The sequence below is a fragment of the Streptomyces sp. NPDC031365 genome (assembly GCF_055569765.1).
The window spans coordinates 398,238-424,529 of the sequence record NZ_JBVIIM010000001.1 but is presented as its reverse complement, the minus strand read 5'-3'; the positions used below and the strand labels follow the sequence as shown (position 1 = coordinate 424,529).

Below are 26,292 nucleotides of genomic sequence, written 5' to 3'. Positions count from 1 at the left end.
CGGAGCCCTCACCGGCCGGTTCTGTGATCGTCCGGGGTGTCAGGCCCGTACGAGTTCCTTGTCCTCGTCCTTCGCGGCGTCCCTGGCGCTCAGGGCCTCGCCCTCGACGTCCACGTTGGGCAGGGCGCGGTCCAGCCACTTCGGCAGCCACCAGGCCTTGTCGCCGAGCAGGGCCAGGACGGCCGGGACGATCGTCATGCGGACCACGAACGCGTCGAAGAGGACGGCGACCGCGAGTCCGAAGCCGATCATCTTGACCATCGCGTCGCTGGAGCCGATGAAGCCGGCGAAGACCGCCATCATGATCACCGCGGCGGCGGTCACCACCCGGGCGCTGTACTTGAAGCCGGTCACCACGGCCTGGCGCGGCTTCTCGCCGTGGACGTAGGCCTCCCGGATCCGGGTCACGAGGAACACCTCGTAGTCCATGGCGAGTCCGAAGACCACGCCGACCATGAAGATCGGCATCATCGACATGATCGGGCCGGTCTCCTCGACGCCCATCAGGCCGGCCAGCCAGCCCCACTGGTACACCGCGACGACCGCGCCGAGGGCCGCCAGCACGGAGAGCAGGAAGCCGAGGGCCGCCTTCAGCGGGACCAGGATCGAGCGGAACACCACGATCAGCAGCAGGAACGCCAGGCCGACCACCAGGACCAGATACGGCACCAGCGCGTCGTTGAGCTTCTGCGAGACGTCGATGTTCATGGCCGTGGCGCCGGTGACCAGGACGTCGGCCTCGGTGTCCGCCTTGATGCCGGAGCCGGTGTCACGGATGTCGTGCACCAGGTCCTCGGTGGTCACCGAGGAGGGCTTGGAGTCGGGGATCACGGTGATCGTCGCCGTGTCGCCGGCCTTGTTGGGCTGCGCGGGGGCGACGTTCACGACGTTGTCGAGGACCTTGATGTCCTCGCTGGTCCGCTTGAACACGGCCCCCGGGTCGTCGCTGCTCCTGGCGTCGACGACGACCACCAGCGGGCCGTTGAAGCCGGGGCCGAAGCCCTCGGAGAGCAGGTCGTAGGCCTTGCGCTGGGTGGTGGACGTCGGCTGCGTGCCGTCGTCGGGCAGACCGAGTTCGAGGGAGGCCGCCGGGACGGCCGCGGCGCCCAGGCCGACCACGCCGAGCAGGAGCACGGCCAGGGGGCGGCGTACGACGAAGCTCGCCCAGCGGGTGCCCATGTTGGGGCGGTCCGCCTTCTTGGCGGCGCGGCCGCCGCCGAGCAGCTTGCTCTTCTCACCGGCGGGGCGGACCCGGCGGCCCGCGTAGCCGAGCAGGGCGGGGATCAGGGTGAGGGCGATCAGAACGGCGACGGCGACGGTGCCGGCGGCGGCGATGCCCATTTTCGTCAGCATCGGGATGTTGACGACGGACAGTCCGACCAGGGCGATCACGACGGTCAGACCGGCGAAGACCACCGCGGAGCCTGCGGTGCCGACGGCCCGGCCGACCGCCTCCTCGCGTTCGCGGCCCCCGGCCAGTTCGGCCCGGTAGCGGGAGACGACGAAGAGCGCGTAGTCGATGCCGACCGCGAGGCCGATCATCGAGGCCAGAACGGAGGTGGTGGAGCCGAGGTCGAGGGTGCTGGCCAGCGCGGTGATGCTCGCGACGCCGATGCCGACCCCGATGATCGCGGTGAGCAGCGGCAGCCCGGCGGCGAGCAGTGAGCCGAGGGTGACGACCAGGACGATCGCGGCGATGCCGATGCCGATGATCTCGGCGGTGCCGGTTTCCGGGACGGCCTGCAGCGCGTCACCGCCGATCTCGACGGTCAGCCCGGCGTCGCGGGCGTCCTCGGCGGCGGCCTCCAGTGCCTCGCGGGAGGTCTCCTCGAGCTCCATGCCGGAGACCTCGTAGCTCACCGAGGCGTAGGCGACCCTGCCGTTCTCGCTGACGCCGCCGCCCTCATAGGGGTCGCTGACGCCGGCGACCTCGGAGCCGCCGCCGAGTGCGTCGACGGTGTCCTGGACGGTCGCCTTGTGGCCGGCGTCGGTCATCTTCTCGCCGTCCGGTGCCTTGAAGACGACGCGGGCGGTCGCTCCGTCGGCGCTGGAGCCGGGGAAGCGTTCCTCCAGCAGGTCGAAGGCCTTCTGGGCCTCGGTGCCGGGGATGGAGAAGGAGGAGTTGCCGGCCGCGGGGGCGCCGGCCGCGCCGACTCCCGCGAGCGCCAGCAGCGCCACCCAGAACAGGGCTACGAAGTGCCGGCGCCGGAAGGCGAACCGGCCGAGTCGATAGAGGAAAGTGGCCACGGGGGCGTACTCCCGGTCAGGTCGTGGTTGCTTCGGGGCAGGGATGATCAGCCCGACGACGTGAGCGGAGACGTCAGGTGGTGGCTGACTCTGGTGCCGGCCGGTGGTGGCCGACTTGTGGTGGCTGACCTCGGGGACGGTCAGTGAGTGGTCACGCCGAGGGCGGGGAGCACCACGGCGTCGATGTACGAGGCGAGGAATCTCTGTGTGGGCGGCAGGTCGTCGATCAGTGTCCGCGTGGCGAACGCGCCGACGAGCATGTGCACGATGTACTCCAGCGCCGGGTTGCCGGGACTGACCTCGCCCCGGTCGACCGCGCGCTGGACCATCCTCCGGAACTCCTCGATCTCCGGTTCGACCAGGAGTTCCTTGAACGCCTGGAGGAGGTCGTCGTTCTGGTGCACCGCCATGGCCAGGGCCCGCATCAGGGCGACGTTCTGCGCCATGGCGCAGTCGTCCTCGCGGCCGACGACGGCGTGCAGGTCGCCCCGCAGGGTTCCGGTGTCGATGTCGGCGATGCTGCCGGGTTTCTGGCTGCGCATCGCTCTCACCACCAGTTCGGCCTTGCCGCCCCACTGGCGGTAGAGGGTGGCCTTGCTGGACCGGGTGCGGGTGGCCACGGCGTCCATGGTGAGGGCGTCGTAGCCGACCTCACGGAGCAGGTCGAGCACGGCCCGGTACAGCTCGGCCTCGCGCTCGGGGGTCATCCGGCTGCGACGTGCCGTCGCGACTTCGCTCATGCCGCTCACCCTTCCGCTCCGACTCCTGCCGTGTCAAAGAAACGACACCGTTTCGTACAGAACGAAGGTACCCCAGCCACCTATCGAAACGAAACGGTTTCGTTCGTGTTCTGCGTCACGGTTGTCGGCTCGGCATAAGTTGCTGCGGTCGGTCCCCCGGAAAAGCATGGGGAGAGTGACCTATCTGCGTCTGCCGCACCTCAAGGACGACCTGCTGTGCTTCGTGGCCGAGGACGACCTCTGGCTCGCCCCGCTCGACGCACCCGGCCGCGCCTGGCGGCTCACCGTCGACCGCACCAAACTCGGCCACCCCCGCTTCTCCCCCGACGGCCGGCACATCGCGTACACGAGCTGGCGCAGCCTCGACCCGGAGGTGCACCTCGTCCCGGTGGACGGCGGACCGGGCCGGCGCCTCACCTACTGGGGCAGCTCCGACACCCGGGTCTGCGGCTGGGCGCCCCCCGACGACGGCGGCCAGGCCGAGATCCTCGCCGTCGCCTCGCACGGCGAGCCCTTCTCGTACTTCACCTGGGCCTACAAACTCGCCCGCGACGGCAGCCCCGGCCGCAAACTGCCCTGGGGCCCGGTCTCCGACATCCAGGTCGCCGACACCGCCGGGGAGCGCAGGTCCCTGCTGCTCACCGGCACCCCGCCGCACGAACCGGCCTCCTGGAAGCGCTACCGCGGCGGCGCCACGGGCAGGCTCTGGCTGCACGGGCACCGGCTGCTCGACGGGCTCGACGGCCATCTGCACTCCCCCATGTTCACCGACGGCCGGATCGCCTTCCTCTCCGACCACGAGGGCATCGGCAACCTCTACTCGTGCGCGTACGACGGCTCCGATCTGCGCCGGCACACCGACCACGACGCCTTCTACGCCCGGCACGCCTCCAGCGACGGCACCCGGGTCGTCTACCAGTGCGCCGGCGACCTGTGGATCGTGGACGACCTCTCCCCCGGCTCCGTCCCCCGCCGGCTCGACGTGACCCTGCACAGCCCGCGGGCCGGGCGCCGCCCCTACCAGGTACCGGCCGCCCAGCACCTCGACGGCATCTCGGTCGACGAGACCGGCCGGGCCAGCGCCGTCGTCGTACGCGGCAGTCTGTACTGGCTCACCCACCGCGACGGCCCCGCCCGCACCCTCACCGACACCCCGGGCGTACGGGTCCGGCTGCCGGAGATGCTCGGCGCCGGCGACCAGGTGGCGTATGTGACGGACGCCGAGGGCGACGACGCCGTCGAGATCGCCTCCCTGCCCCGGGCGACCGGTCAGCGCGCGCCACGGCGGCTGGCCGCGGGGAAGCTGGGCCGGGTCCTGGAGATGGTGGCCGACCCGAAGGGCCAACGGCTGGCCGTCGCCGCGCACGACGGACGACTGCTGCTGGTCGACACCGGTGAGGAGAGCCGGGGCGAGGCCACCGAGCTGATCCACTCCGGCAACGGGCCGGTGCGCGACCTCGCCTTCTCCCCCGACGGGGCCTGGCTGGCCTGGTCCCATCCCGTGATCGGACGGTCCCTGCGGCAGATCAAACTCGCCCGGATCAAGGACGTTCTCGTCCTCGACGTCACCAACGGCCGCTTCGAGGACGAGAACCCGGTCTTCACACGGGACGGCCGCTATCTCGCCTTCCTCTCCTGGCGCGGCTTCGACCCGGTGTACGACGTGCACACCGGTGATCTGTCCTTCCCCCTGGGCTGCCGCCCCTACCTGGTGCCGCTGTCGTCGGCGACCCCCTCCCCGTTCGCCCTGAACCCCGAGGGCCGCCCGGCCGCCGGGGGCCTGGACCCGGTCGAGCGCGAGGACGCCGAGGAGAGCGGTGACGGCGGCACGGTGACCGTGGAGGCGGAGGGCCTGGAGAGCAGGGTCACGCCCTTCCCGGTGGCCGCCTCCAAGTACTCGGGGCTGTACCCGGTCACGGGCTGCGGCCTGGTGTGGCTGCGCTGGCCGATCTCCGGCGCGCTCGGCGAGACCTTCGTCAACCCCAATGACACCAGCGGCCGGCCCGCGCTGGAACACTTCGACATCGGCAAGGCGAAGAGGTACGAACTCGTCGCGGACCTGGACTTCTTCGCCGTCAGCGGCGACGGCAGCCGGCTGGTCGTGGTCGACGAGGGCGAACTGCGCGCGGTGCCCGCCACCGAGCCCGGCGACAGCGACTCCACGGTGTGGATCGATGCCCGCCGCATCCTGCACGAGGCCGACCCCGCGGCCGAGTGGCGCCAGGCGTACGCGGAGGCCGGGCGGCTGATCCGCGCCTACTTCTGGGAACCGGGCATGTGCGGCATCGACTGGGACGCGATCCTGGAGCAGTACCGCCCGCTGGTCGAACGGGTCGCCTCCCCCGACGAGTTCGCGGACCTGCTGCGCGAGGTCCTCGGCGAACTCGGCACCTCCCACGCCTATGTCACCGCTGCCCGCCGCAACGAGGGCCCCCCGCACTACCAGCGCCGGCAGGGCCTGCTCGGCGCCAACCTCGTCCCGCGTGAGAAGGGCTGGACGGTCGGACGGATCCTGCCCGGCGACTCCTCCGACTCCCGGGCCCGCTCCCCGCTGGCCGGCACCGGCATCCGCGAGGGCGCGGTCCTCACCCACGTCGACGGCCGCCCGGTGGACCCCGTCACGGGCCCTTACCCACTGCTCGCCGGCGCGGGCGGTACGACGGTCGAGCTGACGTTCGTCCCCGCCGAGGGCGAGGGACCGCCCCGGCGGGTCGCCGTGGTCCCGCTGATCGACGAGACGCCGCTGCGCTACCAGGACTGGGTGGCCAAACGCCGGGCGGTCGTGCGCGAGTTGAGCGCCGGACGCTGCGGCTACCTGCACATCCCCGACATGGGCGGTTCCGGCTGGGCACAGTTCAACCGCGACGTGCGCATGGAGATGTCCCGGCCCGCACTGATCGTGGACGTACGCGGCAACGCCGGCGGGCACATCAGCGAGCTCGTCGTGGAGAAGCTGACCCGCACCATCATCGGCTGGGACCTCACCCGCAACGCCCAGCCCGTCTCGTACGCGTCCAACGCCCCCCGCGGGCCGGTCGTGGCACTGGCGGACGAAGCGACCAGCTCCGACGGCGACATGATCACCGCCGCCTTCAAACTGCTCGATCTGGGCCCGGTGGTGGGCCAGCGCACCTGGGGCGGCGTGGTCGGCATGACCGGCCGGCACCGGCTGGGCGACGGCACGGTGATCACGGTGCCGATGAACGCGGCCTGGTTCGACGCGTACGGCTGGTCCGTGGAGAACAAGGGCGTCGAACCCGACCTGGAGGCGCTGCGCACCCCGCTGGACTGGGCCGAGGGCAGGTACGCGGTGCTGGACGACGCGGTGCGTCTCGCCCTGGAGCTGCTGGAGGCCCGTCCCCCGGCGACTCCCCCCGGCTACAAAGACGTTCCCGACCGCTCCCGGCCGGAGCTGCCGCCGAGGGCGTGAGCACCGGGCCAACGAGAAGGGGTGCCCCCTTCGCCAGGGGCACCCCTCCTGCCTGCGCTTCGGTGCTTCGGCTCAATACCTCGGCGCTTCACTGCCTCACTGCCTCAGTGCTTCAGTGCTTCAGTGCTTCAGTGCCTCAGCGCGCGACGTCAGACCTCGTAGTCCTGGTCGAAGCGCTCCTCGGACTCGCGCTGACGGCGCTGCTCGTCCATGTCCTCGTCGCGCCGGCGACCGCGGTTCTGCAGCTGCTCCTTGCCCTGCTGGGCACGCTGCTTGGCCTGCTGCTGGAACTGCTCGGACTTCTCCTGGAACTGGTCCTTCATACCCATGTGGGTTCACTCCCGTTGTGGGGTGGGGGAACTTGCCCGACCAGATTCACACGGGCCGTCACCCTGCGCATGTCGATCACTTACGGACCGTAGCGCGATGCTGCTCATCGGCGTTCCCACCGGCTCCGACCAGCCCTGTACGGACGGTGTCGAGCCGCTCCCCGAACCGCCGCATCTCCCGCTGCCCCACGGTCCCGATGACCGCGGGAAGGTAGCCGCGCACGCCCTGCATCCCGCGCAGCCACCACTGCCCGTACACATGCGCCGACCGCCGCTCGATCCCGGCCACCATCCGGTCCACCGCGGGGCCCAGCGGATAGGTCTTGTTGGACGGCCACGGCAGCCGCTGCCGCAACTCCCGCATCACGTCGTCCTGGTCGGCGCCGCGCACCATGTCGGTGTCGGTCCACGACAGATACCCGATGCCCACCTTCACGCCCCGGTGCCCGACTTCGCCGCGCAGGCAGTGCGCGTACGCCTCCACACCGGACTTGGAGGCGCAGTACGCCGACATCATCGGCGCGGGTGTGATCGCGGCGAGGGAGGCTATCTGGAGCAGGTACCCGCGGCTCTCGGTGAGCAGCGGCAGGAACGCCCGCGCGGTGACCGCCGATCCGATCAGGTTCACCTCGATCACCCGCCGCCAGGACTCCGGGTCGGAGTCGGCGAACGGACCGCCCGTCGCCACACCGGCGTTGGCGACCACGATGTCGACCCGGCCGAACCGCTCCCGGACCTCCTCGGCGACCCGGGCCATCGCCTCGTGGTCGGTGACGTCCGCGTACCAGTGGTCGCTGTCGCTGTGCAGCCGCGCGGAGACGTCCTTGAGCGCGTCCGGCTCCAGTCCGACCAGCGCCACCTTCACCCCACGCGCGGACAGCTTGCGGGCCAGCAACTCCCCGACGCCGCGCGCCGCTCCGGTGACGACGGCGACCTTGCCTTCGAGACTGACCCTGCTCATGCGCTCTCCTCGGCGGGTTGGACGGGCTGGTGGGCGGTCACATGGGCGGCGACGAGGTTCCGGATCTTCCCGGTGACCAGGCCGGGCGCCTCGACGGGCGTCATGTGGCCGACGCCGGGCAGTTCGGTGACACCGAGGCAGTCCGGCAGAGCGGCGGCGAGCGTCCGGGTGTGCACCGGCGGGGTGAGCCGGTCCGCGGTCCCGACGACGATCTCCGTGGGTACGCGCAACTGCCCCACCCCGTGGTCGAGATCGAGCTCGGCGAGCACCTGCGACCAGGCGTGGCGCACCGCGCGCGGGCAGGCGTGGACGATGCGGGCGCACGCCTCGACCATGTCCGGGGCCGACGCCGGTCCCATCGTGGCGTACCTGAGGATCCGGCGGGCGAGGGGCGTGACCGGCCCGAGCGGAGCGCGGGAGCCGAGGATCCGCCGGGTCAGCCGGGTCCGCGTCCGGCCCGCCCGGAAGGGGAGCACCGTCGACTCGTCGACCAGCCGCGAACTCCCCGTGCTGCACAGCAGTACGGCGGCGGCGTGCGCGGTGAAGGCAGGCCGGCCGCAGGCGGCCATGACGGTCATCCCGCCCATGGAGTGCCCGGCGATCACGGCCCGTTCGCCCGGTGCGAGGGTGGCGGCGAGGACGGCCTCGAGGTCGTCGGCGAGCGTGTCGGTGGTGCACGCCGGGCTCGCAGGCGTCCGTCCGTGGCCGCGCTGGTCGTAGGCGATGACCCGGTGATCGGCCGCCAGTTCACGGATCTGCGCGGCCCAGAAGGCGGTCGAGCAGGTCCAGCCGTGGGCGAGCACGACCGCGGGCGCCCGCTCGGGACCGTGCACCTCGACGTGCAGGCGGGTGCCGTCGGCGGAGACGGCGGTCAGCTCACGGGCGGCGACGGGCGGGGCGTACGGCCCGGAGGTGACATGGGTGAGGCGGCTCATGCGGTCACCTCGGTGTTCTTCTCGGTGTTCTTCTGGGTGTTCTTCTCGGTGTTCTCCCGGTTGTTCTCCCCCGAGGCCGGGACGTTGCGCAGAACGGCGTACTCGGCGAGATCCACGCTCCGGGTCTCCCGCCGGAACTCACCCGTCGTCCCCGGCCAGATGGTGGTGTTGCGCCCGCTCTCGTCGAGGTACCAGCTGGTGCAGCCACCGGTGTTCCACACCGTGCGCTTCATCCGCTCCTGCACCCGGTGGTTCCAGGCCCGTACGGCGCTGGGGCGGGCGTCGAGGGCGACCCTGCCGCCGAGGACGTCCAACTGGCGCATGTAGTCGGCCAGGTAGTTCAGCTGCGACTCGATCATCAGGATCATGGAGGAGTTCCCGAGGCCGGTGTTGGGCCCGATGATCGTCATCCAGTTGGGGAACCCGGCGGCGGCCGCACCGCGCAGGGCCTGCATCCCGCCCGACCAGGACTCGGCGAGGGTCTTCCCCTCGGCGCCGACGACCCGCTCGGCGATGGGCATGTCGGTGACGTGGAACCCGGTGCCGAACACGATCGCGTCGACCTCGGCCTCGGTCCCGTCGGCGCCGACCACGGTCGACCCGCGCACCTCGCTCAGTCCGCCGGCGACGACATCCACGTTCGGCTGCGCCAGCGCCGGATAGTAGGTGCTCGACAGCAGGATCCGCTTGCACCCGATGCGGTAGTCCGGGGTGAGCTTGGCGCGCAGGGCCGGGTCCTTGACGGCGCGGCCCATGTTCCGCTTGGCCAGCTGCTCGACGAAGCCGAGCTCCCCCGGATGCTTGGTGAACGCCTGGACCTGCAGCTCCCGCACGCCCCAGAGCAGTCCGCGGCGCAGTTTGGTGGTGAAGGGCAGCGTGCGGTGCAGTGCGCGCTCGGCACCACTGATGGGCCGGTCCATGCGGGGCAGGACCCAGGCCGGCGTGCGCTGGAAGAGGGTCAGCCGCGACACGAGCGGCTGGACGGCCGGCACGATCTGGATCGCGGACGCCCCGGTACCGACCATGGCGACCCGCTTGCCGCGCAGGTCGTAGTCGTGGTCCCACTGGGCGGAGTGGAACACCTTGCCGGGGAAGGTGTCGAGCCCCGGGATGTCCGGCAGCTTGGGCTCGGACAACGGCCCGGTGGCGGACACCACGACATCCGCGCTGAGGTTCCCGCTGCTCGTCTCGATCTCCCACCGCAGCCGCTCGCCGTCCCATGCCATCCGCTTCACCTCCGAGTCGAAGCGGATGTGCGGACGCAGCCCGAAGACGTCGGTGACGTGCTCCAGGTAGGCGCGGATGTGCTCCTGGCCGGAGAAGGAGCGGGGCCAGTCGGGATTGGGCGCGAAGGAGAACGAGTACAGGTGCGACGGCACGTCGCACGCGCAGCCGGGGTAGCTGTTGTCGCGCCAGGTGCCACCGACACTGCCCGCCCGCTCCAGGACGACGAAGTCGGTGATCCCCTCGCGCCGCAGCCGCACGGCGGCTCCGAGTCCGCCGAACCCCGACCCGACCACCGCCACCCGTACATGCTCGTGCTCGGCCATCCTCAAGCCTCCACGCATCACTCAGAACCCTGCCAGTGAACACTGGCGCAATGGGGAGCGTAGAGCAGCACCGTACTGATGGGTAGGGGGCATGCGAGGAAACTTACCGCCGGTACGCCCTAGGCTTCAGACGTGGCAGAAGACAGCGAAGGACCCGGTGACCGGCGCGAGTACCGCATGGAGGAGCTGGCCAGGCTGGCGGGCATCACGGTGCGCACGCTGCGCTTCTACCGCGAACGCAAGCTGATCCCGCCACCCCGCCGCGAGGGCCGTATCGCCTGGTACGACGACCACCACCTGGCCCGCCTGCGCACGATCACGGCGCTGCTGGAACGCGGCCACACCCTGAACGGCATAGCGGAGCTGGCCGAGGCCTTCGACCACGGCCGTGACGTCGGGGAACTCCTCGGCATGGACGCCCCCACCGAGGAGACCCCGGTCCGCCTCACCCCCGAGGAACTCGCCGACCACTTCTCCGGGCAGGTCACCCCGGAGAACCTGGCCGCCGCGCTCGACCTCGGCTACCTCGGCGTCGACGGCGAGGAGATCATCCACATCAGCCACCGCCTGCTGGACGTCTCGTCGGCGCTGGTCCGCGAGGGCATCCCGCTCGCGGAGGTGCTCCGCACCGGGGCGGAGGTCCGCACCCACGCCGACGCCCTGGCGGACCTCTTCGCCACCCTGATCCTCCGCCACGCCCCGGAGGAGACCCTCCACCGCCTGCGCCCGCTGGCCCGCAGCGTGGTGGACGCGGAACTCTCCCTGGCCATGGACCGGCGGCTGAGCAAGCGGGACTGACCGCCGTCGGCGGCCGGGGAGCCGTGCCCGCACCGCTCGGCGGCGCGTCCCGTCGGCGGCGCGTCCCGTCGGCGGCGCGTCCCGTCGGCGGCGCGGACGGGATCGGCTCGCGGACGGTCGGTCGCCGGCGAGCTCCGCCTGCGGGAGCGGGCCGGCGCAGCAGTGGTTGTCCTACCGCTCGGAACGGATCACGGGTCAGTCCCGCCCGGCGGGACCGCCCTCGAAGACCACCGTCACCGGCGCGTGGTCCGACCACCGCTCGGCGTGTGTGGCCGCCCGCTCGACGTAGGCCTTGACCGCGCGGGCCGCGAGCCCCGGGGTCGCCACGGCGAGGTCGATCCTCCACCCGGTGTCGTTGTCGAAGGCCCGCCCGCGGTACGACCACCACGAGTACGGCCCCTCCACGTCCGGATGCAGCGCCCGCACGACATCGACGTACCCACCGTCGCTCAGGTCGAGCACCCGGGACAGCCACTCCCGCTCCTCCGGCAGGAACCCGGAGCTCTTGGTGTTCCCGCGCCAGTTCTTCAGGTCGGCCTTCTCATGGGCGATGTTCCAGTCCCCGCAGACGACGACCTCCCGCCCGTCGGCGGCGGCCCGCTCCCGCAGCCCCTTGAGGTAGGCGAGGAACTCGCCCATGAACCGCGCCTTCTCGTCCTGCCGCTCGGTCCCGACCTCCCCCGAGGGCAGATACAGCGAGGCGACGGTCACCCCGGGCAGATCCACCTCCACATACCGCCCACTGCCGTCGAACTCCGCCGACCCGAACCCGATCCGCACCCGGTCCGGCTCACGCCTGCTGTACAGCGAGACTCCGGCCCGCCCCTTCGCGGCGGCGGGCGCGTGCACGACATGCCATCCCGCGGGCTCGCGCACCTGCTCCGGCAGCTGCTTCGCCTCCGCCCGCACCTCCTGAAGGCACACCACATCGGCGGAGGTCCCGGCCAGCCACTCCACGAAGCCCTTCTTGGCGGCGGCCCGCAGTCCGTTGACGTTGACGGAGGTCACAGTAAGCATCAGGGCACGATACGACACTCCAGGTCCGGGCGTGTTTTACGGTATTCGGCATGGATATCCGCCGGGTCCCCTACGACCACCCCGACGCCGTGAAGCTGGACGCCGAAGTCCAGGCCGAGTACCACGTCCGCTACGGTGACGGCGGCGACTCCACCCCGATGCACCCGGCGGACTTCGCACCCCCGAACGGCGTCTACCTGATCGCGTACGACGAGGCCGGTGTCCCCGTGGCCTCCGGCGGCTGGCGCGCCCAGGACGCCAACGGCGAGGGCAACCGCGACGGCGACGCCGAGCTGAAGCGCATGTACGTGATCGAGCAGATGCGCGGCCGGGGCCTCGCCCGCCGCATCCTGGCCGCCCTGGAGGACGACGCCCGCGCGGCCGGCCGCGTCCGCATGGTCCTGGAAACCGGCACCAAGCAGCCGGAGGCCATCGCCCTGTACGCCTCCAGCGGCTACGAGCCCTGCGAGAAGTTCGGCTACTACCGCTGCTACGAGGACAGCCGCTGCTACGCCAAGCAACTCTAGGTACCGCTCGGAACGAACAGCCGAGCAGTCCCCAAGGCCACTGAACGTGCGTCACGCCTCGCTATTCGAGCTTTCGGAGCTCCCTCACCGCGACGACACCGCCCGGGCAGGCAGAACACGCCTGCCGTTCTGTCTGCCTCCCACCCGGCGACGTCGAGAAGGACGAACTCGTCGCACCGCGTGAGAGGTGGACCAGAACCCACACCGACACCGGTACCGGCGTACCCGAGAACAATCGGCCCGGCGACGCGATCCCCCGTCGGCGCCCCCACACCGTGGACCGGCGCCGAGCCGGGCGCCGGTCCGCCGCACCGGCCGGTGACCCGGGACCGAACGATCCATGCAGGTAGGCGGCGTACATTCCGGCTCCCCCAGACCGCGACCGGCCGTACGTCTCCGCACCACTCGGCATGGGGCGGCATCCGCCGGCCAACTGCTGATCGGGCCGCGTCGCGGCCGATCGTTCCCCAGCAGTGGGGACACGACGGGTTGTCGGCGGCCGTGCACTCGCGAGGTACCCAAGGCCGCTCGCGCTGCGCTGCGCCCCTCTTTTGGGTGATGGCGCCGGAGACAGTTTCGAAGTAATTTCAAAGTCATGGCTACCGAGAGCGCCGCCGTGAACTTCTCCGAGCTGGTGAACAAGAACAAGCAGACGCTTGCCCGGCTCCAGGAGTCGCCGAGACTCCTCCTGCACCGCAGAGACGGCGAGGATCTAGTCCTCACCACCGCAGCGCGGGCAGAGCAGGACCAGACCGTGGTATCAGCCGCCACCCGGATGCTGGCCGCGATGGCCCGCCGGGAGCCCGGCAGCATGGAACTACTCCTCGACATACTGCCGGACGCCTTCCCCTGGGTTCGTTTCCTGCCCGAGCCCGACCTCCACGCCTTCGCCCTCGAACTGGTCGACACCATGCGTGCCGCCGACTCGCTCGGCAACAGCGCGTCCGTCGCCCAATTGCTCATCGCCTGGCAGCACACCGCCGAGGTCTACTCCGACCCCGAACTGCTGGCGGCGCTGACCAGGGACCACGGCGAGGACTACGGCCCGGTACCGGACCCGCGGGATGCCGCATGACCGCGGGTCGCGGCGACCGCGCCGCACCGCCGGCGCCAGACGGCCACTGGGAGGTCCGCTTCGCGGACGCCGCCTCGGCCAAAGGGTGGGAGAGCCTCGCCCAGCAGGCCCGGGAGAACACCTACCGCGCCTGGATCACCATGCGCACGAACCCCGGGCCGGCCACCGAGACGCCCCGGCACCACCGGCTCAAGGGCAGTCTGGCGCATGGCACCCACCGCGGACAGACCTGCGAGCAGTGGCAGATCGAGGTGACCGGCGGCGGCCGCATCTGGTACCTCCTGGACACCGCCCGCGACACCTGCTGGATCACCTTCGCGGGGACCGGGCACCCGCGAGCAACAGACCGACGCTGAGCCAACGCGGCTCGATGGGCGGCGGAACGGGACGGGGCGGCGAGAATCGACCGCCCTGTCCCCATCCACCGCCCCCAGGCCCGAACTGGTTGAGGATGGTGTCAGCGTCCAGGGACTCCGAGTTGCCTCGCGGCAGCGTCGACGGTCTGTGCCAGCAGGACGGCGATGGTCATCGGTCCCGACCCCGCCGGGAACAGGGGTGATCAAGCGGGCGCGGGTGTGGGCGGTGCCGAAGTCCACGTCGCCGAATGCATCGCGTCCAGCCGGCGCCTCTACCGAGGTTTCGACCGCATCACCAGCGTCCTCGACCCGGCCCGCTGCGACCGCCGCTCCCGCCTGCCCCAGAACATCGCCGACACCCACGCAGACGCCTGGAACGTCCCCTCCGGCCGACAGGCCGCCGAGCGACCCCAGTTGCTCGCGCACGCCCCGTACCCCGGGCCCGCCTCCCGCGGTGATCGATTTCAGCGACCGCCGCCAACGCGCCGCACACCCTGCCGCCCGGCCCACCGTCCAGCTCCCCCAGAACGAATGGCTCAACCCGCCGTCGGCGGACGAACTCCCCGCTGTCTGCGGCAAGTCCGACATCACCGTCCCCGCAGACGCCTCCGGCGACCTCAAGACCGCCGAGTTCCGGCAGGGCAGCCACTACCTGTCCGACGACTGGATCGCCGCCTACAAGCCCATCCGGTCCCACAACGAGGGAATCCACGGGCGCCTCAAGAGCAGCGAACTCGACATCGGCAACCCGAAACACCGACCAGCACGAGGCCAGGTCGCCCAAACTCTCCTGGTCGCTCTCATGGTCACCGCCGGCAACCTCGACACCTGGCTCTACCAGCGCACCGGCACCCAACTCACCGACACCGACTACGCCAACGCCGTCCCACAGCCCTCAGCACAACCGCAGAAAGCCCCGCCCGCACAGACCGGTCGACCGCCTCCGCCCACCCGGTGAAACCCCACGGGATGAACAATCGCGACAACTGATGGCGGCCGGCCCCGGACTCCCGGGGCCGGCCGCCATGCCTTCAGCAGCCTGCGGCAGCACACCAACCCGGCCCCCGCCGAGGACCGCTGCCATCCATCACCCCGAAACAGGCTCGAACAAGCCCCTGAAACGACAAAGATCCCGACCGATCAAGAAGATCAGCGGGATCTCGTCAACTGCTCCTGAGCGAACCCAAGAACAGTCGTGCGGTGGACCTGTGGGGATTTGAACCCCAGACCCCCTCGATGCGAACGAGGTGCGCTACCAGACTGCGCCACAGGCCCCTGCAACGAGTGAAACTTTAGCACCCCGATCGGGGTGCTCGGAAATCCATTGGCCGGGGCGTTACTCGTTGGCGGCCTTGGGGCGGTCGCCGTCCTCGTACTGGTCGAAGAGCGGAGTGCGGCCGCGTTCGCGGGAGCGGCGGGCGGAGGCCGCGCGGCGGGCGTCGGTGCGCTCGTCGGACGGGGCGGGGTCCGGGTCCGCTTCCTCGGCCGGGACGGCGTCCGCCTCGTCGGCCGGTACGGCGCTCGAGCGGGCCGAGCTCCAGGTGTCCGGGGCACCGAGGTCCACGTCACTGGTGGCGCGCGGGGCGACCGGGGCCGTCACGTACGTCGGGAGCGGTACCGGGACCGGGTCCCAGCTGTCGCCGCCCTGGCCGGGGCGGCGCTGCCGCTCGCGCTGCTGGTCGACCCACTCGGCGTGGTCGGTCTGCTCGACGAGCGCGCGCCGGTCCGCGGCGAGCGCGGTGAGACCCGGGTCGACGAGGGCACCGGCTTCCGGCCCCTCCGGTTCGTCGGGGTCGGCGTGGTCGACGGACGGGCGGCGGCGCGGCTGGCGCTCTCGCTCGCGCAGCCGCTGCGCGGCGACCTCCGCCTGCCGGCGGTCCATCTGGTACGCGAACCTGCGGTGCTCCTGGGAGCGGAGGTACACGATGTACGCGCTCAGCAGCACGGCCGGTACGCCGGGCGCCCAGAGGAAGGCCAGTCCGCCGACCGCCGCGACGACCGCGCCGAGCGTGAAGGCGACGAACAGCATCGTGGTGGTGCGCCGACGGCGGGCGAGCGCCTTGGTACGCCGGGCGCGCGCGGCGGCCTGTGCCGCCCGCGCCTCGGAGGCGCGGCGGGCGGCCGGGACGCGTCCCCGCGCGGCGGCCGGTTCGGGCTCCGCCCGCCGTCCCTCGCGTTGACGTGGCGGCCGGCCCGGTGCCGGCTCCGGCCGCTCCTCGGGGAGGGACGGCACGGGCGCCTGGGTCTGCGGACGGGTCTGGGACACGGCGAAGGCCCGGACGTCCACCACATCGGTGGTCGCATCCGGGTCGTGGACGTCCTGCTCCCCCTCCTCGGTGGAGCGCGCCCGCAGGTCCTTGGCGTACCGGCGCTCCATGCCCGCCCGTCCGGACAGCAATCGGATGGCGGTGCTGAAGCGTTCCGTTGGACGGGCCTCGTTCAGCTCGTCCTGCCTACGGAGCCACATCGGCACCAAGTAGGCGGCCCAGGCCCCGACAATGACTGCGTAGATGAGGCCGCTGCTGCTCACGCCTCACACGGTAGAGGGGTTTGGACGGGGCCATCCGCCAATTGGGCCGGTGTGTCGCACGATCTGGCTGATATTTCGAACTTTTCTTGTGACCGGCTCGATCAGCGGGTCACTCGAACCGGGAATTCCGCACCCCAAGACGGTCATCTCGCGTGCAAATTCGAACGTTTATTCAATTTCCCGGTCCGTGCGGGATTCCCCGGTTACGCCGATCGTGTCCGGGCAGCTCGCGGCCGGACCGCTCCTGGGAGCGTGCCCGGCGCCACCGGGCGAGCAAACCGTCGGGCACTTCTTCCGCCGTGAGCGCGAAGACGAGATGGTCCCGCCAGGCCCCGTCGATGTGGAGATAGCGGGGGCGCAGCCCTTCCTCGCGGAAACCGAGTTTCTCCACGACCCTGCGGCTCGGCCCGTTCTCGGGGCGAATACAGACCTCGATGCGGTGCAGTCCCACGGTGCGGAAACAGTGGTCCACGGCCATCGCCACGGCTGTCGGCACCACTCCGCGCCCGGCCACCGACTCGTCCACCCAGTAGCCGACATGGCCCGAGCACATCGAACCCCAGGTGATCCCGGCGACCGTCAACTGGCCGACGAGACGCCCCTGGTACTCGATGACGAAGGGCAGCATCCGCCCTGCGTTCGCCTCGGAGCGGAGGTGGCGGACCATCTGACGGTAGGTCGGACGGTGAGTGATCGGGCCGCTGGGGGTGGGGGGCGGGATGGTCGCCTCCCAGGGCCGCAGCCAGTCGCGGTTGCGCCGGTTGACCTCGCGCCAGGCCTTCTGGTCGCGCATCTTGATCGGCCGGAGGACGATGTCGCCGTCGACCAGCTCGACCGGCCAGTGTGGGCTGTTCAGCTCGCACCCCCGTCACTGGCGTCCGCCCGGGGGTGGTCCCCGCCGCGCAACTGGTCCACGGCGTGCTTCAGCAGCGGCTCCAGGACGGCGAGTCCGTCCTTCACCCCGCCGCTGGAACCGGGCAGGTTGACGATCAGGGTTCCGCCCGCGACCCCTGCCAGGCCCCGCGAGAGGGCGGCGGTGGGCACCTTGTCCCGGCCGTATGCCCGGACGGCCTCCGCGATGCCGGGGACCTCGTGGTCGATGACCCGGCGGGTCGCCTCGGGGGTGCGGTCGGTGGGCGAGATGCCGGTGCCACCGGTGGTGACGATGACGTCGTACCCGGCGTCGGCGCCCGCGCGGAGAGCCGCCTCCACGGGGTCGCCGTCGGGGACGACCTGGGGGCCGTCGACCGCGAACCCGAAGCGCCGCAGACCCTCCGCGATCAGCGGGCCGCCCTTGTCCTCGTAGACGCCGGCGGCGGCCCGGTTGGAGGCCGTGACCACGAGCGCGGCATACGGCGCGAGCAGCGCGCCGCCGGCGGTCGCGTCGCGTGTCATGCCCGGCTCCAGTCGCCCGACTTGCCGCCCGTCTTCTCCTCGACCCGTACGTCCGTGATGACCGCCTCCTTGTCGACCGCCTTGACCATGTCGATCACGGTGAGCGCGGCGACGGACACCGCGGTGAGCGCCTCCATCTCCACGCCCGTACGGTCCGTCGTCCTCACGGTCGCCGTGATCTCCACGGCGTCGTCCGCCACCGACAGATCCAGTTTCACACCGGACACCGACAGCGGGTGGCACAGCGGGATCAGGTCGGGGGTGCGTTTGGCGCCCATGATGCCGGCGATGCGCGCGGTGGCCAGGGCGTCACCCTTGGGGACGCCCTCTCCGCGCAGCAGCTCGATCACGCGCGGTGCGACGAGAACGCGGCCGGTGGCCCGCGCGGTGCGCGCGGTGACGTCCTTGGCGGACACGTCGACCATTCGGGCGGCGCCCGCCGCGTCGATGTGGGTCAGACGGGACTGCCCGGAAGGTCCGGCGGGTTCGGAGGGTCCGGGGGCGGCCCCCCGGGGTGGCACGGTCATGATCGTGTGGCGCTCCCGGTCCTGGCCCGCCGCGGTGCGGCGCACGGGCCTGCTGTGCGCGACACGCTACCGCCCACCGGCCGCGCTCAGCCGAGCAGGACCACCTCGACCTCGGTGCCGGGCGCCACGGACTCGGCGTCCTCGGGGACGACGATCAGTGCGTTCGCCTGCGCGAGGGCCGCGACGAGATGGGATCCGGCGCCGCCCACGGGCGTCACCGTGCCGTCGGTGTACCGGCCGCGCAGGAACTGACGGCGGCCCTTCGGCGAGGTCAGTGCCCGGCCCCCGGTGAGCTCCGCGCGGGCCCTTGGCCGGTGGACGTCGGTCAGGCCCATCAGGGTGCGGATGGCGGGGCGGACGAACAGCTCGAAGGAGACGTAGGAGGAGACCGGGTTGCCGGGCAGGGCCAGCAGCGGGGTGTGGTCGGGGCCGATGGAGCCGAAGCCCTGGGGCTTGCCCGGCTGCATGGCGAGCTTGCGGAAGTCGACCCCGCTGCCGGGCTCGTCCTCGTCCGCCGCGTACGACAGTGCCTCCTTCACGACGTCGTACGCCCCGACGCTCACACCGCCGGTGGTGACCATCAGATCGGCGCGCACCAACTGGTCCTCGATGGTGTCCCGCAGGACCGAGGCGTCGTCGGCGACGGCTCCCACGCGGTAGACGATCGCACCGGCGTCCCGCGCGGCGGCGGTGAGGGCGAAGCTGTTGGAGTCGTAGATCTGACCGGGACGCAGTTCCTCGTCGGGCTGGACGAGTTCGCTGCCGGTGGAGAGCACCACCACGCGCGGGCGCGGGTGCACCCGGACCGTGCCCCGGCCGATGGCGGCCAGCAGGGAGATCTGCGGCGGGCCGAGGACGGTGCCGGCCTCCAGGGCGCGGTCGCCGGCCCTGACGTCGCTGCCCTTGGCGCGCACATGGGCGCGTGCCCCGGCCGGGCGGTGCACGTTCACCTGCCCGGTGGCGCCCTCGGGGGACAGGCTGCGGGCGCGCATGCCGGTGGCCGGGCCCTCGCCGAGGCCGCCGTCGGTCCATTCGACGGGGACGACGGTCTCGGCACCGGGCGGGAGCGGGGCGCCGGTCATGATGCGGGCGGCCTGGCCGGGGCCGACGTGGAGGAGGTCGGCCTGGCCCGCGGCGACGTCCCCGACGACCTCGAGGGCCGCCGGGTACCGCTCGCTCGCGCCCGCGATGTCCGCGACCCGCACCGCATACCCGTCCATGGAGCTGTTGTCGAACGGGGGCAGGGACACCGGCACCGTGATGTCCTCGACCAGGACACAGCCCTGGGCGTCGAGGAGCTGCAACTCGATGGGCTCGAGGGGGCGGACGGTCGCGAGGATGTCGTCCAGGTGCTCGTCCACCGACCAGAGGTGGTCCGGGCCTGCGGTTCGGGGCGCGGCGGTGCTCAACGTTGCTGCATCTCCTCGGTGACATAGCGGTGGAGCCAGGTCCGGAAGTCCGGGCCCAGGTCATCACGTTCGCACGCGAGTCGGACAATGGCACGCAGGTAGTCGCCGCGGTCGCCGGTGTCATAGCGGCGGCCCTTGAAGACGACGCCGTGCACCGGGCCACCGGACTTCCCCGCGGCGGTGGTCGCTGATGTATGCGCGTCGACGAGCTGCTGGAGGGCGTCGGTGAGCTGGATCTCGCCGCCGCGGCCGGGCTCGGTCTTGCGCAGTATGTCGAAGACGGCCGGGTCGAGGACATAGCGTCCGATGATCGCGTAGTTGGACGGCGCGTCCTCGACGGCGGGCTTCTCGACCAGGCCGCTGATCCTGACGACGTCGGAGTCCATGGTGGCCTCGACGGCGGCGGAGCCGTAGAGGTGGATCTGCTCGGGGGCCACCTCCATGAGGGCGATGACGCTGCCGCCGTGCTGCCGCTGGACCTCGATCATGCGCTGGAGCAGGGGATCGCGCGGGTCGATCAGGTCGTCGCCGAGGAGGACGGCGAAGGGCTCGTCGCCGACGTGCGGGGCTGCGCACAGCACCGCGTGGCCGAGGCCCCTGGGGTCGCCCTGGCGGACGTAGTGCATGGTGGCCAGGTCACTGGACTCCTGGACCTTGGCGAGGCGGCTGGCGTCGCCCTTCTTCTGGAGGGCGGACTCCAGTTCGTAGTTGCGGTCGAAATGGTCCTCCAGGGGGCGCTTGTTGCGGCCCGTGACCATGAGGACGTCATCGAGGCCGGCGGAGACGGCCTCTTCGACCACGTACTGGATCGCCGGCTTGTCGACGACCGGCAGCATCTCCTTGGGAGTGGCCTTGGTGGCCGGCAGGAACCGGGTGCCGAGACCGGCTGCGGGGATGACAGCCTTGGTGATCCGAGGGTGTGACTGTGACATGCCGGACACCATATCCGGTGCCTTTGCAGGGAATCTGAGGGTCCGGTTAATAACCGCTCATATGAGCCTATTGGAACGGTTCGGGGACAGAGTTGAGACACAACGAGCGCGCGGACGAGTCTGACAAGCGCGTGCTGCGACGCGAAGTCCTCCGTGTGAGGAGCAGGTTGACGGCTGATGACGTGCGGGAATCCGCGGCCGCGCTGGCCCGGTGGGCGCTCGCACTGCCCGAACTGGCGCACGCGCGCACCGTGGCGGCGTACGTCTCCGTGGGGAGCGAGCCCGGCACGCTCGCGCTGCTCGACGCGCTGCGCGCGCGGGGCGTACGCGTACTGCTGCCCGCGCTGTTGCCGGACAACGACCTCGACTGGGGTGCGTACACGGGCGAGGGCTCCCTCGCGCGGGTGCGGCACGGTGGACGCATGACCCTGTTCGAGCCGGCGGGCGAACGCCTCGGCCCGGACGCCGTGACGGAGGCGGACGCCGTCCTGCTGCCCGGACTCGCCGTCGACGCGCGCGGGATGCGGCTGGGGCGCGGCGGAGGCTCCTACGACCGTGTCCTCGCCCGGCTGGACCGCGCGGGCGCGCATCCGGCACTCGTGGTGCTGCTGTACGGCTCCGAGGTCATCGGCCGCGTTCCCGAGGAGCCGCACGACCGGCCGGTGCACGCGGTGGTGACGCCGGCCGGGGTACGGCGGTTCGGCCGCGCCGGTGACGAGACCGCCTGACCAAAGCCCGACGCGCGGCGCCACGAGGCTCCCGGCTCGGCCCTGGGCGGCCCTCGGACACATGAACCCCCGGCACGCGAATCGGCCCCCACGCACGCGTGGAGGCCGATTCCGGCGGCCGACCGGCCGGGGTCAGGGCTTCAGCAACAGCGTGTCACTCGTGTTCTTCTCGACCGCCTTCTCCGAGAACGGCCACTCCAGCAGCTCGCCCTCTGCCCACTTGTCCGTCTGGTCGACGTAGTGCGAGCTGTAGGCGTGTCCGGAGGCGCCGGTGAGGTTGATCCACCGCGACTTGTCGAGGTCGCCGAGGTTGACCACCATGCGCATGGACGGCACCCACACGACCCCGTAGCCGCCGGCCGCGTTCCATCCGGTCGCGTTGACCGTGGCCTCGCCGCCGCCGAGCTTCCACGGGCCGCGGTTCAGGACGTACTGCAGGAAGCCGGGGCCCTCGGTGCCGAGCGTCTGGTTGTTCAGGAACAGGCGGTGCAGCCGGCCCCAGCTCCAGGTGTCGATGTCCTTGCCGAGCTTGGCGGTCAGCTCCCAGCGGGCGTCGATCATGGCCCGCTTGAACAGGTCGTCACGGTTGTCGGCGCCCGGGCGGGTGCCCCTCTTGGACGTCGTCCACCACTCGCTGTCCTCGTCGTCCTTCAGCTTGCGGACCACCTCGAACCAGCGGTCGCCACCGTCCGGCTGCGCCTGGTCGGCGGCGCGCCGACCGCACTCGCGGACCTTGTCCGTCTCGTCGGCGGGCCCGGTGGTGTTGACCGGGTCGACCCACAGGCACTGGCTCTTGACCCGCAGCTCCTTGGGGAGCTTGTGGCCGAAGGCGAGCTTGAGGATGTTGCGCCACACGGCGTTGAAATAGGCGGCGGCGGCCGAGTCGGCGTCCTGGGTGTAGTCCCAGCCCTCCAGCAGCTTCTGCGCGTCGCGCACGTCCTCGTCACCGGTGTCGATCTTCAGCAGGTCGGGCACCAGCAGCTTGGCGATGGAGCTGGAGTTGTCGAGCTGCATCTGCCGCATGTCGTCGGTGGAGACCTTGCCGCCGTCCTTGATCTTCGACTGGATCAGGTCGGTGATGCGCCGGCTGCGGGCGCCGTAACCCCAGTCCGTGGTCAGCGTGTAGGGGTAGTCCTTGCCGACGACTGCCTGGTTGGCGGTGACGATGTAGCCGCGGTCCGGGTCGAACTCGTAGGGCAGCGCGTCCTGGTCGATCCAGCCGGTCCACTCGTAATCGGCGTCCCAGCCGGGGGCGGGGATGGAACCGTCGTGGTTCTCCGCGCGGGTGGGGATCTTCCCGGGCAGCGTGTAGCCGATGTGGCCCGCGGTGTCCGCGTAGACGAGGTTCTGCGAGGGCACCTCGAACAGCGTGGCCGCCTCGCGGAAGTCGTCCCAGTCCTTCGCGCGGTTGATGGCGAAGACGGAGTCCATGGTGCGGCCCGGGTCCAGGGCGGTCCAGCGCAGCGCGACACCGTAGCCGTCGCCCCGGTCGGGGGCCGCGCTGTCGACGGTGGCCTTCTTGCCGGTCCTCACCAGTTCGTCGGAGCGGTCGGAGAGCAGCGGGCCGTTGTTGGTCTCGCGGACCACGATCTTGCGTGCCGAGCCGCCGGCGACCTCGATGGTCTCCTCGCGGGTCTCGAACGGCACCACCTTGCCGTCGTACTGGTAGCCGTCGCCGGTGATCTTCTCCAGGTAGAGGTCGGTGACGTCGACGCCGGAGTTGGTCAGGCCCCAGGCGATGTCCTGGTTGTGGCCGATTATCACGCCGGGCATGCCCGCGAAGGTGTAGCCGGCGACGTCGTACCGGCACTTCTCGGAGACGCCGCGGCAGTGCAGGCCCATCTGGTACCAGACGGACGGCAGTGAGGCCGACAGGTGCGGGTCGTTGGCGAGCAGCGGCCGGCCGGTGATGGTGTGCTCACCGGAGACGACCCAGGAGTTGGAGCCGATGCCGTCGCCGTTGACGCCGACGGCGGTGGGGAGGTCCTGCATGACCTCCTGAAGGCCCGTCAGCTGGCTCTCCAGGGAAGAGCCCGCGGTACCGGTGCCGGTCCCCGTACCGGCCTCTGTGCCGGTGCCGTCGCCGGTGCCGGTGCCGGTGCCGTCGCCGGTCCCGGTGCCGGTGCCGTCGCCGGTCCCGGTGCCGTCGCCGGTGCCCGTGCCGCCCGTGGTCCCGCCCGGCTCGTACGCCCCGGTGAGCTCGTTGTACTGCCCCTCCTGGATCACCGGCTTGTTCCGGCCGTACGGGTACGCCGGGTACAGGTCGGCGATCTGCTTCGGGCCGAGACGACTGGTCAGCAGCGCGCGGTCGATCTCGTCCTGCATGTTGCCGCGCAGGTCCCAGGCCATCGCCTTCAGCCAGGCCACGGAGTCGACCGGGGTCCACTCCCCCGGCTTGTAGTCGTTCTCGAAGCCCAGCGCCGCGTACTCCAGGGAGATCTCCTTGCCCTCCTTGCCCGCCAGATAGGCATTGACCCCCTTGGCGTACGCCTGGAGGTACTTCTTCGTGGCGGGGGAGAGCTTCTTGTCGTACTCCTCCTTGGCGACCCGCTCCCAGCCGAGGGTGCGCAGGAACTCGTCCTTGTCGATCTGGCTCTTGCCGAACATCTCCGACAGACGTCCGGCGGTCATGTGCCGGCGCACGTCCATCTCGTAGAACCGGTCCTGCGCCTGGACGTAGCCCTGCGCCATGAACAGGTCCTCGTCGGAGGAGGCGTAGATCTGCGGGATGCCGTGACCGTCACGTCTGACGTCGACGGTGCCCGACAGGCCCTGGAGCGTGATCGAGCCCTTGGTCTGCGGGAAGGAGGCACGCACGGTGCTGACCGACCAGTACCCCCCGTAGGCGACACCGCCGATCAGGGCCAGCACCAGGACGAGCACGATCAGACGGGCTCTGCGCCCTTTTTTCCTGCCGGACGTGCCGGGCTGCTGACCCGTGGCGGCGGTGGTGTCGGTGGGCATCGCTGTCCTTGCTGTCCTAACGCGAGCGGCAGGTCGGGCTGTGCTTTTAACTGAGCGCTGGAGCAACGATAGGCGCAGGGCCCCGCGCCCCTTGACGCGGAGTCGGGAACCAGCCCGGACGGACGTTCGATCCTGCCGTGATCAGCGTCAAGAAAGCGTCAAGAGTTAGGTAAGGTAACGAAGTAGTTTGCCGCGAAAGCGGTGGATCGCAAGCGATGTACGGGAGCTCACGCGCGGGTGCGCTGAGACGCTGAGACAGCGAAGGGAACGGCCGCTGACTGTCCACCACCTCAACCAGCTTCTGCTCGTCTGCTCGGTCGTGCTGCTCGTGGCCGTCGTCGCGGTCCGTATCTCCTCGCGCAGCGGGCTCCCCAGCCTGCTCATCTACATGGGCATAGGCATCGCCATCGGCCAGGACGGCATCGGCGACATCTCGTACGACAACGCCGCGCTGACGCAGGTCATCGGGTACGCGGCCCTGGTCGTGATCCTGGCCGAGGGTGGACTGGGCACCAAGTGGAGCGAGGCGAAACCGGCCCTGTCCGCCGCCACGACGCTCGCCCTGGCCGGCGTCGCGCTGAGCGTCGGGGTCACGGCGTCCGCGGCGCACTTCCTGGTCGGGCTGGAGTGGCGGCAGGCGCTCATCATCGGCGCGGTGGTCTCCTCGACCGACGCGGCGGCCGTCTTCTCGGTGCTGCGGAGAATCCCCCTGCCCTCGCGGGTGACGGGCACGCTGGAGGCGGAGTCCGGCTTCAACGACGCGCCCGTCGTCATCCTGGTCGTCGCCCTCTCCGCCGCCGGACCGGTCGAGCACTGGTACGTGCTGCTCGGCGAGATCCTCCTGGAACTGGCCATCGGCGCCGCCATCGGACTCGCGGTGGGCTGGCTGGGCGCCTGGGGACTGCGGCACGTGGCGCTGCCCGCCTCCGGCCTCTACCCGATCGCGGTCATGGCCATCGCCGTCGCGGCCTACGCGGTGGGCGCAACCGCCCACGGCAGTGGCTTCCTCGCCGTCTATCTCGCCTCGATGGTGCTGGGCAACGCCAAACTGCCGCACTGGCCCGCCACGCGCGGGTTCGCCGAAGGGCTCGGCTGGATCGCCCAGATCGGCATGTTCGTCCTGCTCGGTCTGCTGGTCACCCCGCACGAGCTCGGCGACGACATCGTGCCCGCGCTGCTCATCGGGCTGGCACTCACCCTGGTGGCCCGCCCGCTGAGCATCGTGGTGTGCCTGACGCCGTTCCGGGTGCCCTGGCAGGAGCAGGTGCTGATGTCCTGGGCGGGGCTGCGCGGCGCCGTGCCCATCATCCTGGCGACGATCCCGATGGTGCAGGGCATCCGGGGCAGCGAGCGGATCTTCAACATCGTCTTCGTCCTGGTCGTCGTCTACACCCTCGTCCAGGGCCCGACGCTGCCCTGGCTGGCCCGCACACTGCGGCTGGGCGAGGACTCCGGCGCCGCCGACCTCGGCATCGAGTCGGCACCCCTGGAGCGGCTGCGCGGGCACCTGCTGTCGGTCGCCATCCCCGACGGGTCGAGGATGCACGGCGTGGAGGTCGGCGAACTGCGGCTGCCGGCCGGGGCCGCCGTCACGCTCGTCGTGCGCGAGGGGACGTCCTTCGTCCCGCTGCCGTCGACGATGCTGCGGCACGGGGACGAACTGCTCGTCGTCGCCACGGACCCGGTACGGGACGCCGCCGAACGACGCCTGCGCGCGGTCGGCCGCGGCGGAAAGCTGGCCGGCTGGCTGGGCGCCGACGGACCGCGGGCGGAACACTGACGGGGTGCTCTTCTTCACAGGCTCACCAGCCCTTTGATCCCTGTACCATGCAAGCAGACCCC

Annotated in this window: 22 protein-coding genes, 1 tRNA gene and 1 pseudogene; 8 read left to right on the top strand and 16 right to left on the bottom strand. The window is 71.2% G+C overall.

Translation table 11 applies throughout. The annotated features are described in order from the left end of the window. Positions 1-39: 39 nt before the first annotated feature. Positions 40-2,247: an MMPL family transporter gene (locus ACZ5C2_RS02035; protein WP_468785493.1), complete on the bottom strand. Its 2,208-nt coding sequence runs from the start codon at positions 2,245-2,247 to the stop codon at positions 40-42. A gap of 140 nt (positions 2,248-2,387) precedes the next feature. Beyond that, on the bottom strand, positions 2,388-2,987 hold the full coding sequence (locus ACZ5C2_RS02030; protein WP_468785491.1) for a TetR/AcrR family transcriptional regulator: 600 nt from the start codon (positions 2,985-2,987) through the stop codon (positions 2,388-2,390). 175 nt (positions 2,988-3,162) lie between these two features. Between ACZ5C2_RS02030 and ACZ5C2_RS02025 the strand changes: the two genes are divergently transcribed. Further along, complete coding sequence (locus ACZ5C2_RS02025; protein WP_468785489.1) at positions 3,163-6,417, top strand: S41 family peptidase; 3,255 nt, start codon at positions 3,163-3,165, stop codon at positions 6,415-6,417. Positions 6,418-6,566: 149 nt separating this feature from the next. On the opposite strand, the gene ACZ5C2_RS02020 is transcribed toward ACZ5C2_RS02025, so the two are convergent. From ACZ5C2_RS02020 to ACZ5C2_RS02005, 4 genes are all read right to left on the bottom strand, one after another. Beyond that, entirely contained in the window at positions 6,567-6,746 is a 180-nt protein-coding gene (locus tag ACZ5C2_RS02020) for a hypothetical protein (protein ID WP_149548789.1), read from the bottom strand. A 76-nt stretch (positions 6,747-6,822) separates the two neighbouring features. After that, positions 6,823-7,707 (bottom strand): SDR family oxidoreductase, encoded by an 885-nt coding sequence (locus ACZ5C2_RS02015; RefSeq protein ID WP_468785486.1) that lies wholly within the window; start codon positions 7,705-7,707, stop codon positions 6,823-6,825. Continuing rightward, a complete protein-coding gene (locus ACZ5C2_RS02010) occupies positions 7,704-8,642 on the bottom strand; it encodes an alpha/beta fold hydrolase (RefSeq protein ID WP_468785485.1) in 939 nt (312 codons plus the stop codon). Before ACZ5C2_RS02010 ends, ACZ5C2_RS02015 begins: the two co-directional genes overlap by 4 nt. Continuing rightward, positions 8,639-10,192, bottom strand: coding sequence for a flavin-containing monooxygenase (locus tag ACZ5C2_RS02005; RefSeq protein WP_468785484.1), 1,554 nt, complete (start codon positions 10,190-10,192; stop codon positions 8,639-8,641). Before ACZ5C2_RS02005 ends, ACZ5C2_RS02010 begins: the two co-directional genes overlap by 4 nt. Before the next feature lie 177 nt (positions 10,193-10,369). Here ACZ5C2_RS02005 and ACZ5C2_RS02000 point away from each other — a divergent pair, with 177 nt between their 5' ends. Continuing rightward, positions 10,370-10,990, top strand: coding sequence for a MerR family transcriptional regulator (locus ACZ5C2_RS02000; protein ID WP_468785774.1), 621 nt, complete (start codon positions 10,370-10,372; stop codon positions 10,988-10,990). Positions 10,991-11,185: 195 nt separating this feature from the next. On the opposite strand, the gene ACZ5C2_RS01995 is transcribed toward ACZ5C2_RS02000, so the two are convergent. Beyond that, a complete protein-coding gene (locus tag ACZ5C2_RS01995; protein ID WP_468785482.1) occupies positions 11,186-12,007 on the bottom strand; it encodes an exodeoxyribonuclease III in 822 nt (273 codons plus the stop codon). Between the two features lie 50 nt (positions 12,008-12,057). Between ACZ5C2_RS01995 and ACZ5C2_RS01990 the strand changes: the two genes are divergently transcribed. From ACZ5C2_RS01990 to ACZ5C2_RS01980, 3 genes are all read left to right on the top strand, one after another. Continuing rightward, positions 12,058-12,534 carry a GNAT family N-acetyltransferase gene (locus ACZ5C2_RS01990; RefSeq protein WP_468785480.1) on the top strand — a complete coding sequence of 159 codons (477 nt, stop codon included), beginning with the start codon at positions 12,058-12,060 and terminating at the stop codon, positions 12,532-12,534. 595 nt (positions 12,535-13,129) lie between these two features. Beyond that, positions 13,130-13,609, top strand: coding sequence for a hypothetical protein (locus ACZ5C2_RS01985; protein WP_468785478.1), 480 nt, complete (start codon positions 13,130-13,132; stop codon positions 13,607-13,609). After that, positions 13,606-13,965, top strand: a complete 360-nt coding sequence (locus ACZ5C2_RS01980) for a hypothetical protein (protein ID WP_468785476.1) — start codon at positions 13,606-13,608, stop codon at positions 13,963-13,965. Before ACZ5C2_RS01985 ends, ACZ5C2_RS01980 begins: the two co-directional genes overlap by 4 nt. Positions 13,966-14,066: 101 nt before the next feature. On the opposite strand, the pseudogene ACZ5C2_RS01975 reads toward ACZ5C2_RS01980, so the two are convergent. After that, positions 14,067-14,214, bottom strand: a pseudogene (locus ACZ5C2_RS01975) (bifunctional 5,10-methylene-tetrahydrofolate dehydrogenase/5,10-methylene-tetrahydrofolate cyclohydrolase); the annotation flags it as partial. Positions 14,215-14,419: 205 nt separating this feature from the next. Here ACZ5C2_RS01975 and ACZ5C2_RS01970 point away from each other — a divergent pair. Next, complete coding sequence (locus ACZ5C2_RS01970; protein WP_468785474.1) at positions 14,420-14,923, top strand: hypothetical protein; 504 nt, start codon at positions 14,420-14,422, stop codon at positions 14,921-14,923. A gap of 243 nt (positions 14,924-15,166) precedes the next feature. Here ACZ5C2_RS01970 and ACZ5C2_RS01965 read toward each other — a convergent pair. The 7 genes from ACZ5C2_RS01965 to galU form a co-directional block, all read right to left on the bottom strand. Further along, positions 15,167-15,240 (bottom strand) — tRNA-Ala (locus ACZ5C2_RS01965). 61 nt (positions 15,241-15,301) lie between these two features. Beyond that, positions 15,302-16,495 (bottom strand): divisome protein SepX/GlpR, encoded by a 1,194-nt coding sequence (gene sepX / locus ACZ5C2_RS01960; RefSeq protein WP_468785472.1) that lies wholly within the window; start codon positions 16,493-16,495, stop codon positions 15,302-15,304. Positions 16,496-16,667: 172 nt separating this feature from the next. Continuing rightward, complete coding sequence (locus ACZ5C2_RS01955; protein ID WP_468785470.1) at positions 16,668-17,288, bottom strand: GNAT family N-acetyltransferase; 621 nt, start codon at positions 17,286-17,288, stop codon at positions 16,668-16,670. Between the two features lie 59 nt (positions 17,289-17,347). Beyond that, complete coding sequence (locus tag ACZ5C2_RS01950; protein ID WP_468785468.1) at positions 17,348-17,890, bottom strand: MogA/MoaB family molybdenum cofactor biosynthesis protein; 543 nt, start codon at positions 17,888-17,890, stop codon at positions 17,348-17,350. Continuing rightward, complete coding sequence (gene moaC / locus ACZ5C2_RS01945) at positions 17,887-18,417, bottom strand: cyclic pyranopterin monophosphate synthase MoaC (RefSeq protein ID WP_468785772.1); 531 nt, start codon at positions 18,415-18,417, stop codon at positions 17,887-17,889. The genes ACZ5C2_RS01950 and moaC overlap by 4 nt, the downstream gene beginning before the upstream one ends. Positions 18,418-18,503: 86 nt before the next feature. Continuing rightward, positions 18,504-19,826 carry a molybdotransferase-like divisome protein Glp gene (gene glp / locus ACZ5C2_RS01940; protein WP_468785466.1) on the bottom strand — a complete coding sequence of 441 codons (1,323 nt, stop codon included), beginning with the start codon at positions 19,824-19,826 and terminating at the stop codon, positions 18,504-18,506. After that, complete coding sequence (gene galU / locus ACZ5C2_RS01935; protein ID WP_468785464.1) at positions 19,823-20,758, bottom strand: UTP--glucose-1-phosphate uridylyltransferase GalU; 936 nt, start codon at positions 20,756-20,758, stop codon at positions 19,823-19,825. Before galU ends, glp begins: the two co-directional genes overlap by 4 nt. A 92-nt stretch (positions 20,759-20,850) precedes the next feature. Here galU and ACZ5C2_RS01930 point away from each other — a divergent pair, with 92 nt between their 5' ends. Continuing rightward, the gene (locus ACZ5C2_RS01930) at positions 20,851-21,486 is read left to right on the top strand and encodes a 5-formyltetrahydrofolate cyclo-ligase (RefSeq protein WP_468785462.1); all 636 of its coding nucleotides are present in this window, start codon (positions 20,851-20,853) and stop codon (positions 21,484-21,486) included. Between the two features lie 132 nt (positions 21,487-21,618). On the opposite strand, the gene ACZ5C2_RS01925 is transcribed toward ACZ5C2_RS01930, so the two are convergent. Beyond that, a complete protein-coding gene (locus ACZ5C2_RS01925) occupies positions 21,619-24,450 on the bottom strand; it encodes a penicillin acylase family protein (RefSeq protein ID WP_468785460.1) in 2,832 nt (943 codons plus the stop codon). Positions 24,451-24,655: 205 nt separating this feature from the next. Here ACZ5C2_RS01925 and ACZ5C2_RS01920 point away from each other — a divergent pair, with 205 nt between their 5' ends. Beyond that, positions 24,656-26,230, top strand: a complete 1,575-nt coding sequence (locus ACZ5C2_RS01920) for a potassium/proton antiporter (protein ID WP_468785770.1) — start codon at positions 24,656-24,658, stop codon at positions 26,228-26,230. Positions 26,231-26,292: the final 62 nt, after the last annotated feature.

Coding starts and splice junctions, on each gene's coding strand:
- ACZ5C2_RS01950 (WP_468785468.1), bottom strand. CDS start 17,890: ATGACACGCGACGCGACCGCCGGCGGCGCGCTGCTCGCGCCGTATGCC.
- ACZ5C2_RS01995 (WP_468785482.1), bottom strand. CDS start 12,007: ATGCTTACTGTGACCTCCGTCAACGTCAACGGACTGCGGGCCGCCGCC.
- ACZ5C2_RS02005 (WP_468785484.1), bottom strand. CDS start 10,192: ATGGCCGAGCACGAGCATGTACGGGTGGCGGTGGTCGGGTCGGGGTTC.
- ACZ5C2_RS02010 (WP_468785485.1), bottom strand. CDS start 8,642: ATGAGCCGCCTCACCCATGTCACCTCCGGGCCGTACGCCCCGCCCGTC.
- ACZ5C2_RS01985 (WP_468785478.1), top strand. CDS start 13,130: ATGGCTACCGAGAGCGCCGCCGTGAACTTCTCCGAGCTGGTGAACAAG.
- ACZ5C2_RS02015 (WP_468785486.1), bottom strand. CDS start 7,707: ATGAGCAGGGTCAGTCTCGAAGGCAAGGTCGCCGTCGTCACCGGAGCG.
- ACZ5C2_RS02000 (WP_468785774.1), top strand. CDS start 10,370: ATGGAGGAGCTGGCCAGGCTGGCGGGCATCACGGTGCGCACGCTGCGC.
- ACZ5C2_RS02030 (WP_468785491.1), bottom strand. CDS start 2,987: ATGAGCGAAGTCGCGACGGCACGTCGCAGCCGGATGACCCCCGAGCGC.
- ACZ5C2_RS02020 (WP_149548789.1), bottom strand. CDS start 6,746: ATGGGTATGAAGGACCAGTTCCAGGAGAAGTCCGAGCAGTTCCAGCAG.
- ACZ5C2_RS01925 (WP_468785460.1), bottom strand. CDS start 24,450: ATGCCCACCGACACCACCGCCGCCACGGGTCAGCAGCCCGGCACGTCC.
- moaC (WP_468785772.1), bottom strand. CDS start 18,417: ATGACCGTGCCACCCCGGGGGGCCGCCCCCGGACCCTCCGAACCCGCC.
- galU (WP_468785464.1), bottom strand. CDS start 20,758: ATGTCACAGTCACACCCTCGGATCACCAAGGCTGTCATCCCCGCAGCC.
- ACZ5C2_RS01990 (WP_468785480.1), top strand. CDS start 12,058: ATGGATATCCGCCGGGTCCCCTACGACCACCCCGACGCCGTGAAGCTG.
- ACZ5C2_RS01955 (WP_468785470.1), bottom strand. CDS start 17,288: ATGCGCGACCAGAAGGCCTGGCGCGAGGTCAACCGGCGCAACCGCGAC.
- ACZ5C2_RS01980 (WP_468785476.1), top strand. CDS start 13,606: ATGACCGCGGGTCGCGGCGACCGCGCCGCACCGCCGGCGCCAGACGGC.